The following is a 14,689-nucleotide window of genomic DNA, read 5'->3' as shown; positions in this document are numbered from 1 at the left end:
AAGCCCGCCAACGCAACAGCGTTGGCGGGCGCCGATCCGGGACCCATACTCCGTGAAGCAGTTATCGAGCACGCTGGAGCGGCATCGCGCTTCTCCACGACCGCCGCGGAGTATGGGTCCCGGCGCGGGGGCCGGGACGACACCGAATTTGGGGCGCCGCTGGCGGATCATCACGAGCGGGCGCCATCCACCACCATCGCCACGCCTTGCATTCCCGCGCGAGACACTGTTCTCACTATGACCATGACCGTCGAATTGCAGGCGCCCGCCGTCGCCACACCGCAGACCGCCCGTGCGCCGTGGCTCACGCGCCTGGCGCGGCCGCTGCTCGGCCTGCTGCTGCCGCTGTCGCTGGCGCTGGCCTGGGAGCTGCTGGTCTGGGCCGGCTGGTCCAACGGCCGGCTGGTGCCGCCACCGTCAAAGGTCTTCACCACCATCGCCGACCTCGCCCGCTCCGGCGAGCTGACCCGCCACATCGTCACGACGCTCTCCCGCGTCGGCATCGGCTTCGGCCTCGGCGTCGCCGCCGGCACCTTGCTCGGCGGCATCTGCGGCTATTGGAGGATGGCCCGGCGGCTGGTCGATCCCACCATCCAGGCGCTGCGCGCGATTCCGTCGATTGCCTGGGTGCCGTTGTTCATCCTCTGGCTTGGCATCTTCGAGACCTCGAAGGTGGCGCTGATCGCGGTCGGCGTGTTCTTTCCGGTCTATCTCGGCCTCACCGGCGCGATCCTCTCGGTCGACCGCAAGATCGTCGAGGTCGGCCGCATCTTCCGCCTGTCGGGCCCCGCCATGATCCGCCGCATCCTGCTGCCGGCCGTGTTGCCGGCCTACGTCGTTTCCTTGCGCGTCGGCCTTGGCCTCGGCTGGATGTTCGTCGTCGCCGCCGAGTTCATGGGCGCCTCGGAAGGCCTCGGCTACCTCCTGATCGATGGCCAGCAGCTCGGCAAGCCGGCGCAGATCGTCGCCGCCATCGTCATCTTCGCCATCATCGGCAAGGCCACCGACTGGCTGCTGGAGATCGCGACCGCGCCGCTGTTGCGCTGGCAGGACAGCTTTGCACGCCAGAGCGGGGCCGCCTGATGCTGCAGCTCACTTCCGTCACCAAGGTCTATCCCAACGGCGTCCACGCGCTGGAGCGGTTCTCGGCCGAGATCCAGCTCGGCGAGATCATCGCCATCATCGGCGGCTCCGGCTGCGGCAAATCGACACTTTTGCGCGCCGTCGCCGGGCTCGACCGCGCCAGCGCCGGCACCGTGACGCTCGACGGCGAGACGATCACGGCGCCGCATCCCAAGGTCGGCATCATCTTCCAGGAGCCGCGCCTGCTGCCCTGGCTCACGGTCGCTGACAATATCGGCTTCGGCCTGTCGGAGCTGCCGGCGGCCGAGCGGCGCGAGCGGGTGGCGCGCGCGCTCGACCGCGTCGGCCTTGCGGACAAGGCCAAGGTCTGGCCGCGCGAATTGTCCGGTGGTCAGGCGCAGCGCGTGGCGATCGCCCGCGCGCTGGTGGCGCAGCCGGAGGTGCTGCTGCTCGACGAGCCGTTCTCGGCGCTCGACGCCTTCACCCGCAAGGACCTGCAGGACCATCTGCTCGACCTCTGGGCCGATACGCGTCCCACCCTGGTGCTGGTCACCCACGACGTCGAGGAAGCCGTGGTGCTGGCCGACCGCGTGCTGGTGATGCGGCCGCATCCCGGCCGGCTGTTCGAGGAGATCACCATCAACCTGTCGCGGCCGCGCGACCGCAATGCGCCGCTGTTCGACCAGTTCAAGCGCCACGTCCTGACCGCGCTGGACCGCTCGCTCGACCGCACGGTGCCGGATGCGCAGGGCAGGCGTGAGCCTGGCGGCGGGCTGTGGTGGTGACATCCTCCACTCGGCCCGGTACATCTCTTCCGAAATGACTCCGGGAGAGAACGACAATGGATGCTGCCGAGCTGCGCGCCATGCAGGCGCCGATCAAGGAACGCTACAAGGCTGACCCGTCGGCCGCCGTCATCACGCTGAAGGCCAAGGGCGAGGTCGGCGGCGACGGCCTGACCTGCAAGCTCGAGACCGGCCGCGCGCTCGCGGTCGCCGGCCTGCATCCCGCCACCGGCGGCTCCGGCCTGGAACTGTGCTCCGGCGACATGCTGCTGGAAGCCCTGGTCGCCTGCGCCGGCGTCACCCTGAAATCGGTCGCGACAGCGGTCGAGGTCCCGCTCAAGAGCGGGCTGGTGCTGGCCGAAGGCGATCTCGATTTCCGCGGCACGCTCGGCGTCGACAAGGAGGCCCCGGTCGGCTTCCAGGAAATCCGCCTCCGCTTCGAGGTCGACACCGACGCCCCGCAGGACAAGCTCGACCTGCTGCTCAAGCTCACCGAGCGCTATTGCGTGGTCTATCAGACCATCAAGAACGGCCCGAAAGTGTCGGTCAGTTTGAAGCGGGTGTCGTAGACGGTCACCACGCTGTCGTCCCGGCGAACGCCGGGACCCATAACCACCGTCGGTCGTGGCCGGCCCCGCTGATCACTCCGATCTTCTCCCTCCCATGACCGCCTGTGGTTATGGGTCCCGGGTCAGCGCTCCCTGAGGCGATGCTTGCGCATCGCCGCAGTCCGCTTTCCCGGGACGACGGCTGAGCATGTCCCTCGATCCCTCATTCCTGCTGCTGCTCGGCTTGCGCATGGCGATCGCGGCGTCGTTCGTGGTGTCGGCGTCGATGATCGCCGAGCGCACCGGGCCGGTGATCGGCGCGCTGGTCGCGACCCTGCCGATCTCGGCGGGACCCACCTATGTGTTCCTCGCGCTCGATCATGATGCTGCCTTCATCGCAGAGGGCGCGCTGACCAGCCTGCCGATCAACGCCGCGACCATCTTCCTCAGCCTCGCCTATGCCGTGCTGGCGCAGCGCCACAGCGTGTGGGTGGCGAGCGCCACGGCGGTCGCCGTTTGGCTGGGGCTGGCGTCGCTGATCAAGAGCGTGCCGTGGACGCTCGCGATGGGCATCGTCGCCAACATCATCACCTTCGCGATCTGCCTGCCGCTGCTGCAGCGTTATCGCCACGCCAGGATGCCCCTGATTACGCGGCGCTGGTACGACGTGCCGCTGCGCGCCTCGCTGGTTGCAACCCTCGTCGCCACCGTGACCTCGGTGTCCGGCTGGGCCGGCCCCAGCGTGTCCGGCATCCTCGCGCTGTTTCCGATCGTCTTCACCTCGATGATGCTGATCCTGCAGCCGCGGATCGGCGGACCTGCGACCGCCGCCGTGCTGGCCAACGGCGCCTACGGCCTGATCGGCTTCTCGCTCGCTGTCGTCGTGCTGCACCTCGGCAGCCTGCATCTCGGCGCGGCGTTTGGTCTCAGTGGCGCGCTCGCGACCTGCGTCGGCTGGAATCTCGGCCTGTGGGCGCTCGGCCGGCGGCGCCGGGCGGCCTGACCTCGACCCGCTCATCCCCGGTTGCAATCTGCTCCGCGTTGAACCTTCGCGCGGGGTGCCACGACAATGCAACTGACAGGTGGGTCATCGGTCGAAATACAGCAGGAGGTGCAATATGCCGACCGCGAATGGGACGACCAGCGAGCAGCCGAAATGGATCGTGAACGGCCTGAAGGATCTCGGCTTCCACGAGACCGGCAACAACCGCGGCATCAAGAAGTTCATCGACCAGGCGCATTGCGGCTCGGAAGGTGATCCGTGGTGTGCGATCTGGACCAATGCCAAGCTCGAGCAGAGCGGCGTGCCAGGCACGCGCAGCGCTTCGTCGCAGTCCTTCCGCACCAACAAGAATTTCGTCAAGCTCGACAAGCCCGCGCTCGGCGCCATCGCGGTCTATACGCGCGGCAAGCCGAACTCCGGCCTCGGCCATGTCGGCTTCTACATGGGCGAGACGCGCTCGCAGGTGCTGACGCTCGGCGGCAATGAGAGCGATGCGGTCCGCGAGCAGTTCGAGCCGAAGACGCGACTGGTCGGCTATTTCTGGCCGAAATCAGTCGAGCTGCCGAAACTCGGCGCCGTCAAGGTGGCCTCCGAAGACGGCCATCCGGTCGGCTCGAACGATTGAGCGATAGAAGTCGGTCCGGTGGCTGGCGAGACTGACGGCCGCGGGGCGGATCTCGTAGGGTGGGCAAAGCGAAGCGTGCCCACCAAGTTTCACTGTACGCTGCAAACGGTGGGCACCGTGAACTCAACTCTCCGTCATTCCGGGGCGCGCGAAGCGCGAGCCCGGAATCCATGGGGCCGCATGTGCTGACGAGAGATGGAGTCCGGACTCGCGCTTACGCGCGCCACGGAATGACGTCAACTACTTGTTCGCCAGCTTCGCCTTCAGCGCATACAGCGCGTCCATCGCCTCGCGCGGGGTCATCTCGTCCGGATGCAACGCCTTCACCGCGGCGATCAGCTCTTCCGCTTCCTTCGACAGCGCAGGCTCCGCGGCGGCGCGCGAGGGGACCGCGAACAGCGGGAGATCGTCGACCAGGACGCGCGCGCTCTGGCCGCGGTCCTGGGCTTCCAGTTTGGCCAGCACCGACTTCGCACGCGTGATCACGGCCGGCGGCAGCCCTGCGAGCTTCGCGACCTGGATGCCGTAGGAGCGGTCGGCGGAGCCGGGCAGCACCTCGTGCAGGAACACGACGTCGCCCTGCCATTCCTTGACGCGCACCGTGGCGTTGAACAGCCGCGGCAGCTTGGCGGCGAGCGCCGTCAGCTCGTGATAATGCGTGGCGAACAGCGTGCGGCAGCGGTTGCTCTCGTGCAGGTGCTCGATCGCGGCCCAGGCGATGGAGAGGCCATCGAACGTCGCGGTGCCGCGACCGATTTCGTCCAGGATGACGAGAGCGCGCTCGCCGGCCTGGTTGAGGATCGCCGCGGTCTCGACCATCTCGACCATGAAGGTCGAGCGTCCGCGCGCCAGATCGTCGGCGGCGCCGACGCGCGAGAACAGCCGGTCGACGATGCCGATGCGGGCGCGGTTCGCCGGCACGAAGCTGCCGATCTGAGCCAGCAAGGCGATCAGCGCGTTCTGGCGCAGGAAGGTTGACTTACCGGCCATGTTCGGACCGGTGAGCAGCCACAGCTGGCCGCTCTTGTGTCCCGGCGTCGGCGACAGATCACAGGAATTGGCGATGAACGGCTGGCCCTCGCGCTTCAGCGCCTGCTCGACCACCGGATGGCGGCCGCCATCGATGGCGAAGCCGAGCGAGCCGTCGACCTCCGGCCTGACATAGTTGTCGTCGACGGCGAGCTTCGCCAGCGCAGTCGCAACGTCGAGCATCGCAAAGCCGTGGGCGGCGGCGCGCAGATCGTCGCCGATCGCCAGCGCCTGGGCGCAGAGCCGGTCGAAGATCTCCAGCTCGAGATTGAGCGCGCGCTCGCCGGCGTTGGCAATCTTGGCCTCGATCTCGCCGAGCTCCGATGTCGTGAAGCGCACCTGGCCCGCTAGCGTCTGGCGATGGATGAAGGTCGCATTGAGCGGCGCCGACATCAGCTTGTCGCCGTGCTGCGCGGTGACCTCGACGAAATAGCCGAGCACGTTGTTGTGGCGGATCTTGAGCGCCTTGACGCCGGTCTGGTCGGCGTAGCGCGCCTGCATCGAGGCGACGACGAGGCGCGAGGCGTCGCGCAGATTGCGCGTCTCGTCGAGCGTCGCGTCATAGCCTGATCGAACGAACCCGCCGTCGCGCTTGATCAGCGGCAGCTGCTCGTCGAGCGCGCAGGCGAACTCCTCGGCGAGCGCGCGCGCCGGCCGCACCAGCGCCGCCATCACCGACGCGATTTCCTGCGGCGGCTGCTCCAGCGCGGACAGCCGCGTCAGCGCCTGATCGGCGGCAAGGATGCCGTCGCGCAAGGCCGCGAGATCGCGCGGGCCGCCGCGGCCGACCGACAACCGCGCCATCGCCCGCGTCATGTCGGGCGCGCCGCGCAGGATCGAGCGGATGTCGTCGCGCGCGGCGCTATCGGTGACGAAGGTGGCGACGGCATCGAGCCGGCGCCCGATCTGCGCGGCCTCGGTGAGCGGCGCCGCGAGCCGCTGCGCCAGCAGCCGCGAGCCGGCCGAGGTCACCGTGCAGTCGATGGCGTCGAGCAGCGAGCCGCGGCGTTCGCCGGCGAGGGTGCGCGTCAGTTCGAGATTGGCCCGCGTCGCCGGATCGATCGCCATGGTGCTGCCGGTCGCCTCGCGCGCCGGCGGCGCCAGCGGCGGACGCTGGCCGACCTGCGTGCGCTCGACATAGGTGACGCAGGCGGCCGCGGCGGTGGCCTCCAGCCGCGACAGCACGGCGAGGCCGTCCATGGTGGCGACCGCGAAATAGTCGCACAGCCGGCGCTCGGCGGTGGCGCCGTCGAACACGTCGCGGGTCAGCGGCGTGACCGCGGCGAGCTCGCGCAGCACCGGCTCGAAGGTCGCATCCGAATACAGCGCGTCGGGGATGATGACTTCGTTCGGGTTGATGCGCGCCAGCGTCGCGGTCAGCTCGGCGAACGCACACTCCGTGACGATGAAGTCCGAGGTCGAGATGTCGATCCAGGCGAGCCCGAGCCGGTCGCCGCCGGACGAGCCGCGGCTGCGCGCGATCGACAGCAAATAGTTATTGGCACGCGCATCGAGCAGGTTGTCTTCCGTCAGCGTGCCCGGCGTCACCACGCGCACCACGCCGCGCTTGACCACGCTCTTGTTGCCGCGCGCGCGTGCCGCGGCCGGATCCTCCATCTGCTCGCAGACCGCGACGCGGATGCCCTGCGCGATCAAGCGATGCAGATAGTCCTCGGAGCGCTCGACCGGGACGCCGCACATCGGAATGTCCTGGCCGAGATGCTTGCCGCGCTTGGTCAGCACGATGCCGAGCGCCTTGGAGGCGACTTCCGCGTCCTCGAAGAACAGCTCGTAGAAATCGCCCATCCGGTAGAACAGCATCAGCCCCGGATGGGCCGCCTTGATCTCCAGATATTGCTCCATCATCGGCGTGAGCTTGGCCGGCGCCTCGACGGGCGCGGCGTCCTGTGGAACCGGGGCGGAGATGGGCTGCTGGATCGTCATGGCGCGGAAACTAGCCAATTTGCCCGGACGGTCCTACCGCTTTGCGGCCGATGTCCCGGTTTTCCACGATGGCAATGTTGCCCCAAGGGGACCCGGAGATGATCGATTGCGTGTCGCTGCTCTCTCGGCTCGTTATTCCGGGGCGTGCGCAGCACTAACCCGGAATCCATCGCGCGGCAGGTCGTGCAGCCCGATGGATTCCGGGCTCGCCGCGCTTCGCGCGTCGCCCCGGAATGACGGAGAGACCGGAGGCTGCGCCCGTCTTCAACCCCGGGACGGTGGCAGCTTTTGCACCTCCCCCGCGTGCGGGGGAGGTCGCATCGCATCGGAGATGCGATGCGGGTGGGGGAATTCTCTCCGCTCGAAAGATCTCGCTTGGGGCTGCCCCCACCCCGACCCTCCCCCGCAAGCGGGGGAGGGGGCGCACCGCGCGCGTGGCTCGCGCCATCGCCACGCATACCTCCCCGCGCGCCCGTCATTTGACCTCCTCCCACCGCACTCCTAAAACCGCCGTCAATTCTGACCAGAAGCAGTCATCCCCGGGAGAGAGCGATGCGAGACGTCTTCATTTGTGATGCGGTGCGGACGCCGATCGGCCGCTTCGGCGGCGCGCTGGCGAAAGTGCGCACCGACGATCTCGCGGCGACGCCGCTGAAAGCGCTCAAGGCCAAGCACCCGAATCTCGATTGGGCCGCCGTCGACGAGGTGTTCTTCGGCTGTGCCAACCAGGCCGGCGAGGACAACCGCAACGTCGCGCGCATGGCGCTGCTGCTCGCGGGCCTGCCGGAGTCCATTCCCGGCCAGACGCTGAATCGCCTCTGCGCCTCCGGCCTCGACGCGGTCGGCGCGGCGGGCCGCGCGATCCGCGCCGGCGAGGTCGATCTCGCCATCGCCGGCGGCGTCGAATCGATGACGCGTGCGCCGTTCGTGCAGGGCAAGGCGACCGAGGCGTTCTCGCGCTCGGCCGAGATCTTCGACACCACGATCGGCTGGCGCTTCATCAATCCGCTGATGAAGAGCCAATATGGCGTCGATTCGATGCCGGAGACCGGCGAGAACGTCGCCGAGGAATTCCAGGTGTCGCGCGCCGACCAGGACGCGTTCGCGATCCGCTCGCAGCAGCGCGCCGGCCAGGCGATGGCGTCCGGCTATTTCGCCGCCGAGATCACGCAGGTCGCCGTGCCCGGCGGCAAGGCCGGACCTGTCATCGTCGACAAGGACGAGCATCCGCGCCCCGAGACCACGCTCGAAGGCCTCGCCAAGCTGAAGCCGATCGTGCGCAATCCCGGCACGGTCACCGCCGGCAACGCCTCGGGCGTCAATGACGGCGCGGCCGCGATGATCCTCGCGTCGGAAGCCGCCGTGAAGAAGCACGGCCTGACGCCGCGCGCCCGCGTGCTGGGCTTAGCCTCCGCCGGCGTGCCGCCGCGCATCATGGGCATCGGTCCGGTGCCGGCCGTGCGCAAGCTGATGGAGCGGCTCGGTCTGAAGATCACCGATTTCGATCTGATCGAGCTGAACGAGGCCTTTGCATCCCAAGGCATCGCCTGCCTGCGCCAGCTCGGCGTCGCCGATGATGCCGATTTCGTCAACCCGCATGGCGGCGCCATCGCGCTGGGACATCCGCTCGGCATGAGCGGCGCGCGCATCGCGATGACGGCCGTGCACGGACTCGAAGTGCGCGGCGGCAAGCGCGCGCTCGCCACGATGTGCGTCGGCGTCGGCCAGGGCGTCGCGCTGGCGGTTGAGAAGCTCGACTAATACTCCGCCGTCATTGCGAGCGAAGCGAAGCAATCCAGAGCAGCACGCGCAGCCCTGCATTGCTTCGTCGCTGTGCTCCTCGCAATGACGGAGAATGCTGAGGGATCTCGCCATGACCATCTCGCGCGAACAGGACGTCACGCCAGCGGTGCTGGCGGTGATGGAGAAGACCACCAATCCGCGGCTGCGCGAGATCATGGTGTCGCTGATCAAGCACCTGCACGGCTTCGTGCGCGACGTCCGCCTGACCGAAGCCGAATTCCGCGAGGCCGCGGCCATCATCGCCGAGCTCGGCCAGCGCACCAACGACAGCCACAACGAAGTGGTGCTGATGGCCGGCTCGCTCGGCGTCTCGCCGCTGGTCTGCCTGCTCAACAATGGCGATGGCGGCAACACCGAAACCGCGCAGTCGCTGCTCGGCCCGTTCTGGCGGCTGAACTCGCCGGCGACCCCGAACGGCGGCTCGATCCTGCGCTCGGCCACGCCGGGTCCGGCGCTGTTCGTGAACGGGCGCGTCGTTGATCCCCAAGGTTTACCGGTCGCCGGCGCCGAGGTCGACGTCTGGCACGCTTCACCCGTGGGTTACTACGAGAACCAGGATCCGGAGCAGGCCGACATGAACCTGCGCGGCAAGCTCTTGACCGATGCCGACGGCCGGTTCTGGTTTCGCTCGGTGATGATGGTCGGCTATCCGATTCCGACCGACGGCGTCGTCGGCCGTCTGCTGAAGGCGCAGGGCCGCCATCCCTATCGCCCGGCGCATCTGCACGCGCTGATCGTCAAGCCAGGCTTCAAGGTGCTGATCTCGCAGGTCTACGATCCGAACGACCCGCACATCGACAGCGACGTGCAGTTCGGCGTCACACGCGCGCTGCTCGGCAACTTCATCCGTCACGACGAGCCGCACCCGACGGAAGCCGACGTCACCGCGCCGTGGTACTCGCTCGATCACGTCTACCGGATGGAAGCCGGCGACACCGTGCTGCCGCGCGCGCCGATCAAGTAGCCGCTAAGAGCCTTGGTTGGCGTGCGGCTTCCGACGGGGCAGGGGTCCGGCGGCCGATTGCCAAACGCGACCGTCGACGCCATATTTGACGGATGAGAGGTTTGTGATGGACGTGAACATCTCCCTGACCGAAGAACTCGACGAGTTCGTCAAAGCCAAGGTGTCGAGCGGTCGCTATAGCTCTGCGAGTGAGGTGGTGAGCGAGGCTCTGCGGCTGATGGAGCAGGCTGAGCAGGCCCGCGTCGATGTCTTGCGCCAGGCTTGGGCCGAGGGGCAGGCAAGTGGCGATGCTGGAGTTGCCGATTTTGCCGGCATCAAGCAGTTGGGACGTCAATCCCTCAAGGCTGGCAACTAGGTGAGAGAGGTTCGCCTCTCTAAACTTGCGCAGGGGGACCTTCTCGCCATTTGGCGAAGGCTCGCAGAGGATAACGGCCCGGCGGCTGCGGATCAGTGGATCGACCGGATCGAGCGTCGATGCCAGCAACTGGTATCCTTCCCCCAATCAGGCCCAGCGCGCCCAGATATCGCGTTTGACGCACGAATGCTCGTGATCCGACGTTGGCTCGTGCTGTATCGGATTGAAGGGAGTGGCGTGCGCATCATGCGTGTCATCGACGCTGCCCAAGATCTGGGCGAGATCGACTTCTCTAGCGAATAGTTTGCGTCGACCTTTGCCGCCATACGGCCGGAGAGCGCACGCGTATTGGCTTCTACCTATTTGCCGTCCGCTGCTCTGGCAGATCACTAAGCCGGTGTGGCAGTGGACCGCGAGGTTCGCCGGTGATCTCGTGGAAAATCTGGAGCGCATCTTCCTCGCCGTCAACGATCTCTGCTGCCGCGGCTTGCTGGACTGACCAACGATCCCCCGTGTCACTACACGCGTACGGCGAATTCGTGAGTCGCTGCACGCGGCTGCCATGCATTTGCTGCCGCCCCACCAGCCCTCTTAACGATCACCAGAGATTGTTCGCCGGCTGTCAAACGTCCTGTTGGCTCGGCGCGACATAACGGCATGTGCATGGCGTTCGGCGTGGTCACGGAAACGTGGTGCGGCTCCAGGTTCCCTGGGCGATTGCAAAAGCACGAAATTCGTGCTTTGATGTGCTTCATGGGCTTATCCCCCTACGATAGGGCTCTCCGTTACCGGCTGCTCCTCGCTTCCGAGGCGCGCGCGGCGATCGAGGCGACGTTCGCCGACTATGCCCGGATGATGGACATGCTCGACGAGATCGCCGCCGCGAAGGGCGTCGGCGCCAACCTCGTCGCCCTCCATGGCCTCGCCTATGAGCCGATCCGCAAGGCCACGCGGCTGCCGTCGCGTCTCGTCACGCTCGGCCTGCGCGATCGCGCCGCCTATCGCGCCGCGTCGCACCCGCGGCTGCCGCTCGACGACCGATTGGTGAATGTCAGGGATGCCGGCACGCTGTCGCTCGGCACCGCGCTCGGCCGCTTCACGATCCCGTTCGAGGTCACCGGCTATGCCGCGGGCTGGACGCATGCGACGCCGGCGCAGCTCGTGCGCACCAACGACGGTGACTTTGAAATCCATTTCGGCGTCACCGCGACCTCACACGCTCATGTCAGCCCAACAGTCAGCTCACGAAAGGACCACGTCATGCTCGCCGAACACGCGCCGGCTCCCGACACGCTCCTGTCACGCGCCGGGCGACTCATCGCCGGCATCGCCTATGGCGCCATCGAGAAGGCCGAAGACAAGAATCGCGTCGCACTGGTCAGCCAGGCGATCCGCGAGATCGAGCAGGCCGAGCGCGAGGCGCGCGACAGCCTGTCGCACGCCCGCGCCGAGGAGTACCGGCTCAACGCGCGCCGCGCCGAGATCGAGCGCGAGACGACCTTGCTGGCCGAGCAGGTCCGTGTTGCCATCACCGAGAACCGGGACGATCTCGCCCGCGCCGGCATCGCCCGGCAGATGGATCTGGAAGCCCAGTTCGAGGTGCTGTCGAAAGCGATCGACGAGAATGCCGAGCGCATCGACGCCGTGCTGACGACCCTGCGCGCGATCCTGTCGAGCTTGCAGGATGCGCAGGTGCGTCTCGCCGAACTCGAACGCAGCGAGGCGTTGGCCGATCAGCCGAAAGCCACGCCGCGCAAGGGACATGACGCCGGCCTCGCCAAGGCGGCGCGGGCCTCGCGCGTCATCGCCCGCGCGACCGGCGTTCCGCAAGGCATCGCACCGTCACCCGATATCGATGAATTGTCGACGCTGAAGCGCGACAGGGATATCGCCGAGCGGCTGGCGCGCCTGAAGTCGCAGAACTGAGCGGGTAGGGGCTTAGTCGTCCCATGACCATCGTCGACCATTTCATGCTACCCGAGGTGCGGCCGTTCGCGATCGCCGCCATGATGATCGTGCTGGTCGGCGGCGTCGAGGTCGGCTCGATGCTGCTCGGCCTGTCGATCGGTGAGCTGCTCGGCCAGAGCGTCGATCTCGGGCACGACGGCAGCGGCGGCGGCGTCAGCCACGTGCTGTCCTGGATCAATGTCGGCGGCGTGCCGCTGATGATCTGCATCCTGCTCGCGCTCGGCATCTTCTCGATCACCGGCTTCCTCATCCAGGATGCGGCGCGGCTGGTCGCACTGCCGCTGCCGCCGTTCGCCGCGGGCGTGCTCGCCGCTGTCGTCACCGTGCCGCTGCTGCGCAGCTCGACGCGCTATGCGGCGCGGCTGGTCCCGCAGGACGAGAGCTATGCTGTCGGCCTGTCCGATCTCGTCGGCCGTACCGGCGAGGTCGCCGTGGGCCCGCTCGACGACGGGCTGCCCGGCCGTGTCCGCGTCAAGGACGTCCACGGCAACTGGCATTCGGTGACGGCCTCGGCCGCGCCGGGATCGCCGCCGCTGCCGGTGGGCGCATCGGTTCTGCTCGTCGACCGCAAGGACGGCCGCTTCATCGCGATCGCAGCCGTCGACGATCTCACGACCTCCAAGACACCTGGTTCCACGACACCTGGTTCCACGACACTTTCCTCAACCCGAAAGTAAGCCCCCATGTTTGATCTGGTACTGCCTGCGTCGATCGGCGTTGTGCTGCTGGTCGTTCTCGGCACCGTGTTTGCCGTCCTCTATCATCGCTCCACCCGCGACGAGGCCTTCGTGCGCACCGGCCTCGGCGGCAAGAAGGTGGTGCTCGACGGCGGCGCCGTCGTGCTGCCGATCTTCCATTCGGTTGCGCGCGTGAACCTGAAGACGCTGCGGCTGCGGGTCGAGCGATCCAAGAAGGACTCGCTGATCACCAAGGACCGCATGCGCGTCGACATCGACGCCGAGTTCTATGTCCGCGTGAAGCCGGACGTCGATTCGATCGCGCTCGCCGCGCAAACGCTCGGCGCCGTCACCAACAATGCCGAATTGCTGCGCGACCAGGTCGAAGCCAAGTTCGTCGACGGCCTGCGCTCGGTCTCGGCGACGATGGAGCTCATGGAGCTGCAGGAGAAGCGCTCCGATTTCGTCAAGCACGTCCAGGCCGCGGTCGAGGCCGACGTGCAGTCGAACGGCCTGGAGCTGGAATCGGTGTCGCTGACCAAGCTCGACCAGACCGACATCTCGTTCTTCAACGCGGAGAACTTCTTCGACGCCGAGGGTCTCACCCTGCTGAAGACCGTCACCGAGACGCGGCGCCGCGACCGCAACGCGATCGTGCGCGACAATGAGGTGGCGATCGCGCAGAAGGATCTCGAGGCGCGCCAGCTCACCTTGCAGATCGAGCGCACCAAGAAGGAGGCCGAGCTCAGCCAGGAGCGCGACATCGCCAACAAGACCGCGAGCACGCGCGCCGAGGTCGCGAGCGCGACGCAGACGGCGTGGCAGACCGAGGAGAACGCCCGCATCGAGGCGCAGCAGAAGATCGCCCAGCGCGAGGCCGAAGCCCTGAAGGTGCGCGAGACCGCCGCGATCGAATCCAGTCTGGCGATCAACCGGCGCAAGACCGACGCCGACCGCGAGATCCAGATCGCGACCCAGGACAACGACATCCAGATCGCCAGCAAGAGCAAGGAAACCTCGGAAGCACGCGCAGTGGCCAAGGCGGCCGAGGCGCTCGCGGTGTCGGCGGAAGAGAAGGTGACCACGGCGCGCGCGATCGAGATCGCCGATCGCGAGCGTCAGACCGCCGTCATGGCCGCGCGCAAGGAAGCCGAGCAGCGCTCGACGGGGATCACCGTGGCGGCGGAGGCCGAGAAGCGCGCGGCAGTCGATCGCGGCGAGGCGGCGCGCACGCTGGCGACGGCCGAGGCCGATGCCAACAAGATCAAGGCGGTCGGCGTGCGCCAGATCGGCGAGGCCGAGGCCGCCGTCATCCTGATGAAGAACGAGGCCCAGAACAAGCTCGGCAGCAACGTGATCGATTTCGAGCTCGCCAAGCAGCGCATCGCGACGATGCCGGCCGCGCTCGGCGAGATGGTCAAGCCGATTGCCAATCTGAAAGACGTGCGGATCCTGCACACCGGCGGCGCCTTTGGCGGCAACGGCAATGGGAGCGGCGGCGGCAATGTCGGCTTCGGCGAGGGCCTCGCGGGCGAGCTGCTGCGCGTGCATGCGCTGAAGCCGCTGATCGACGAGATCCTGGTGCAGTCCGGCTTCAAGCCGGGCGACGACCCGATCAGGGCGCTCGCCAGCGTGGTGCTGCCGAACACGGACACGGCCAACGGCGCCATCAAGGTCGAGCCGATGCCGGCACCGCAGATCAAGTCTTGATGAGGGATCCCCGGGGCTGGGGGCGGCGCTGGAGGAGCCACCGCCCCCGCCCGTCACATCACGAGTGGGGCGCTCATGAGGTGCAGTCCCTGCGCGCAACTCATACGCAGAGAACCGAGTGGGGTGATCAGAAGATAGCCCGAAATGGCTCGGATTAAAGTTACAAATCCATCACGGGACGGTCACCTTTTTGCT

General features: G+C 67.5%; 13 protein-coding genes. 12 read left to right on the top strand and 1 reads right to left on the bottom strand.

Annotation, left to right across the window (positions count from 1 at the left end; genetic code table 11):
- Positions 1-237 precede the first annotated feature (237 nt).
- The 5 genes from QQL87_RS14835 to QQL87_RS14815 all read left to right on the top strand — a co-directional run bounded on the left by QQL87_RS14835 (position 238) and on the right by QQL87_RS14815 (position 4,044).
- On the top strand, positions 238-1,083 hold the full coding sequence (locus QQL87_RS14835; RefSeq protein WP_284422864.1) for an ABC transporter permease: 846 nt from the start codon (positions 238-240) through the stop codon (positions 1,081-1,083).
- Entirely contained in the window at positions 1,083-1,868 is a 786-nt protein-coding gene (locus QQL87_RS14830) for an ABC transporter ATP-binding protein (RefSeq protein ID WP_284422863.1), read from the top strand. The genes QQL87_RS14835 and QQL87_RS14830 overlap by 1 nt, the downstream gene beginning before the upstream one ends.
- Before the next feature lie 56 nt (positions 1,869-1,924).
- The gene (locus QQL87_RS14825) at positions 1,925-2,437 is read left to right on the top strand and encodes an OsmC family protein (RefSeq protein WP_284422862.1); all 513 of its coding nucleotides are present in this window, start codon (positions 1,925-1,927) and stop codon (positions 2,435-2,437) included.
- Positions 2,438-2,624: 187 nt separating this feature from the next.
- The gene (locus tag QQL87_RS14820; protein WP_284422861.1) at positions 2,625-3,419 is read left to right on the top strand and encodes a hypothetical protein; all 795 of its coding nucleotides are present in this window, start codon (positions 2,625-2,627) and stop codon (positions 3,417-3,419) included.
- A 115-nt stretch (positions 3,420-3,534) separates the two neighbouring features.
- Positions 3,535-4,044, top strand: coding sequence for a TIGR02594 family protein (locus QQL87_RS14815; RefSeq protein ID WP_284422860.1), 510 nt, complete (start codon positions 3,535-3,537; stop codon positions 4,042-4,044).
- A gap of 240 nt (positions 4,045-4,284) precedes the next feature.
- Here the strand turns inward: QQL87_RS14815 and mutS are convergent, their stop codons facing one another.
- Complete coding sequence (mutS, locus tag QQL87_RS14810; RefSeq protein WP_284422859.1) at positions 4,285-7,017, bottom strand: DNA mismatch repair protein MutS; 2,733 nt, start codon at positions 7,015-7,017, stop codon at positions 4,285-4,287.
- A gap of 552 nt (positions 7,018-7,569) precedes the next feature.
- Here mutS and pcaF point away from each other — a divergent pair.
- The 7 genes from pcaF to QQL87_RS14775 all read left to right on the top strand — a co-directional run bounded on the left by pcaF (position 7,570) and on the right by QQL87_RS14775 (position 14,494).
- A complete protein-coding gene (gene pcaF, locus QQL87_RS14805) occupies positions 7,570-8,778 on the top strand; it encodes a 3-oxoadipyl-CoA thiolase (RefSeq protein ID WP_284422858.1) in 1,209 nt (402 codons plus the stop codon).
- 112 nt (positions 8,779-8,890) lie between these two features.
- On the top strand, positions 8,891-9,784 hold the full coding sequence (locus QQL87_RS14800; RefSeq protein WP_284422857.1) for a dioxygenase family protein: 894 nt from the start codon (positions 8,891-8,893) through the stop codon (positions 9,782-9,784).
- A gap of 106 nt (positions 9,785-9,890) precedes the next feature.
- Positions 9,891-10,139, top strand: a complete 249-nt coding sequence (locus QQL87_RS14795) for a type II toxin-antitoxin system ParD family antitoxin (protein ID WP_284422856.1) — start codon at positions 9,891-9,893, stop codon at positions 10,137-10,139.
- On the top strand, positions 10,140-10,442 hold the full coding sequence (locus QQL87_RS14790; protein ID WP_284422855.1) for a type II toxin-antitoxin system RelE/ParE family toxin: 303 nt from the start codon (positions 10,140-10,142) through the stop codon (positions 10,440-10,442).
- A 441-nt stretch (positions 10,443-10,883) separates the two neighbouring features.
- Positions 10,884-12,065: a PspA/IM30 family protein gene (locus QQL87_RS14785; protein ID WP_502871171.1), complete on the top strand. Its 1,182-nt coding sequence runs from the start codon at positions 10,884-10,886 to the stop codon at positions 12,063-12,065.
- Between the two features lie 23 nt (positions 12,066-12,088).
- The gene (locus QQL87_RS14780; RefSeq protein WP_284422853.1) at positions 12,089-12,784 is read left to right on the top strand and encodes an OB-fold-containig protein; all 696 of its coding nucleotides are present in this window, start codon (positions 12,089-12,091) and stop codon (positions 12,782-12,784) included.
- 6 nt (positions 12,785-12,790) lie between these two features.
- Entirely contained in the window at positions 12,791-14,494 is a 1,704-nt protein-coding gene (locus QQL87_RS14775) for a flotillin family protein (RefSeq protein WP_284422852.1), read from the top strand.
- The last annotated feature ends 195 nt before the right edge of the window (positions 14,495-14,689 follow it).

The organism is Bradyrhizobium sp. SSBR45G (assembly GCF_030159255.1).
Classification (GTDB): domain Bacteria; phylum Pseudomonadota; class Alphaproteobacteria; order Rhizobiales; family Xanthobacteraceae; genus Bradyrhizobium.
Note: the sequence above shows the minus strand (reverse complement) of the source record. Positions and strands in the feature narration are given on the sequence as shown.

Bases quoted from the DNA above. Each gene is read 5' to 3' on its own strand.
- QQL87_RS14835 (WP_284422864.1), top strand. From the start codon at position 238: ATGACCATGACCGTCGAATTGCAGGCGCCCGCCGTCGCCACACCGCAG.
- QQL87_RS14830 (WP_284422863.1), top strand. From the start codon at position 1,083: ATGCTGCAGCTCACTTCCGTCACCAAGGTCTATCCCAACGGCGTCCAC.
- QQL87_RS14825 (WP_284422862.1), top strand. From the start codon at position 1,925: ATGGATGCTGCCGAGCTGCGCGCCATGCAGGCGCCGATCAAGGAACGC.
- QQL87_RS14820 (WP_284422861.1), top strand. From the start codon at position 2,625: ATGTCCCTCGATCCCTCATTCCTGCTGCTGCTCGGCTTGCGCATGGCG.
- QQL87_RS14815 (WP_284422860.1), top strand. From the start codon at position 3,535: ATGCCGACCGCGAATGGGACGACCAGCGAGCAGCCGAAATGGATCGTG.
- mutS (WP_284422859.1), bottom strand. From the start codon at position 7,017: ATGACGATCCAGCAGCCCATCTCCGCCCCGGTTCCACAGGACGCCGCG.
- pcaF (WP_284422858.1), top strand. From the start codon at position 7,570: ATGCGAGACGTCTTCATTTGTGATGCGGTGCGGACGCCGATCGGCCGC.
- QQL87_RS14800 (WP_284422857.1), top strand. From the start codon at position 8,891: ATGACCATCTCGCGCGAACAGGACGTCACGCCAGCGGTGCTGGCGGTG.
- QQL87_RS14795 (WP_284422856.1), top strand. From the start codon at position 9,891: ATGGACGTGAACATCTCCCTGACCGAAGAACTCGACGAGTTCGTCAAA.
- QQL87_RS14785 (WP_502871171.1), top strand. From the start codon at position 10,884: ATGTGCTTCATGGGCTTATCCCCCTACGATAGGGCTCTCCGTTACCGG.
- QQL87_RS14780 (WP_284422853.1), top strand. From the start codon at position 12,089: ATGACCATCGTCGACCATTTCATGCTACCCGAGGTGCGGCCGTTCGCG.
- QQL87_RS14775 (WP_284422852.1), top strand. From the start codon at position 12,791: ATGTTTGATCTGGTACTGCCTGCGTCGATCGGCGTTGTGCTGCTGGTC.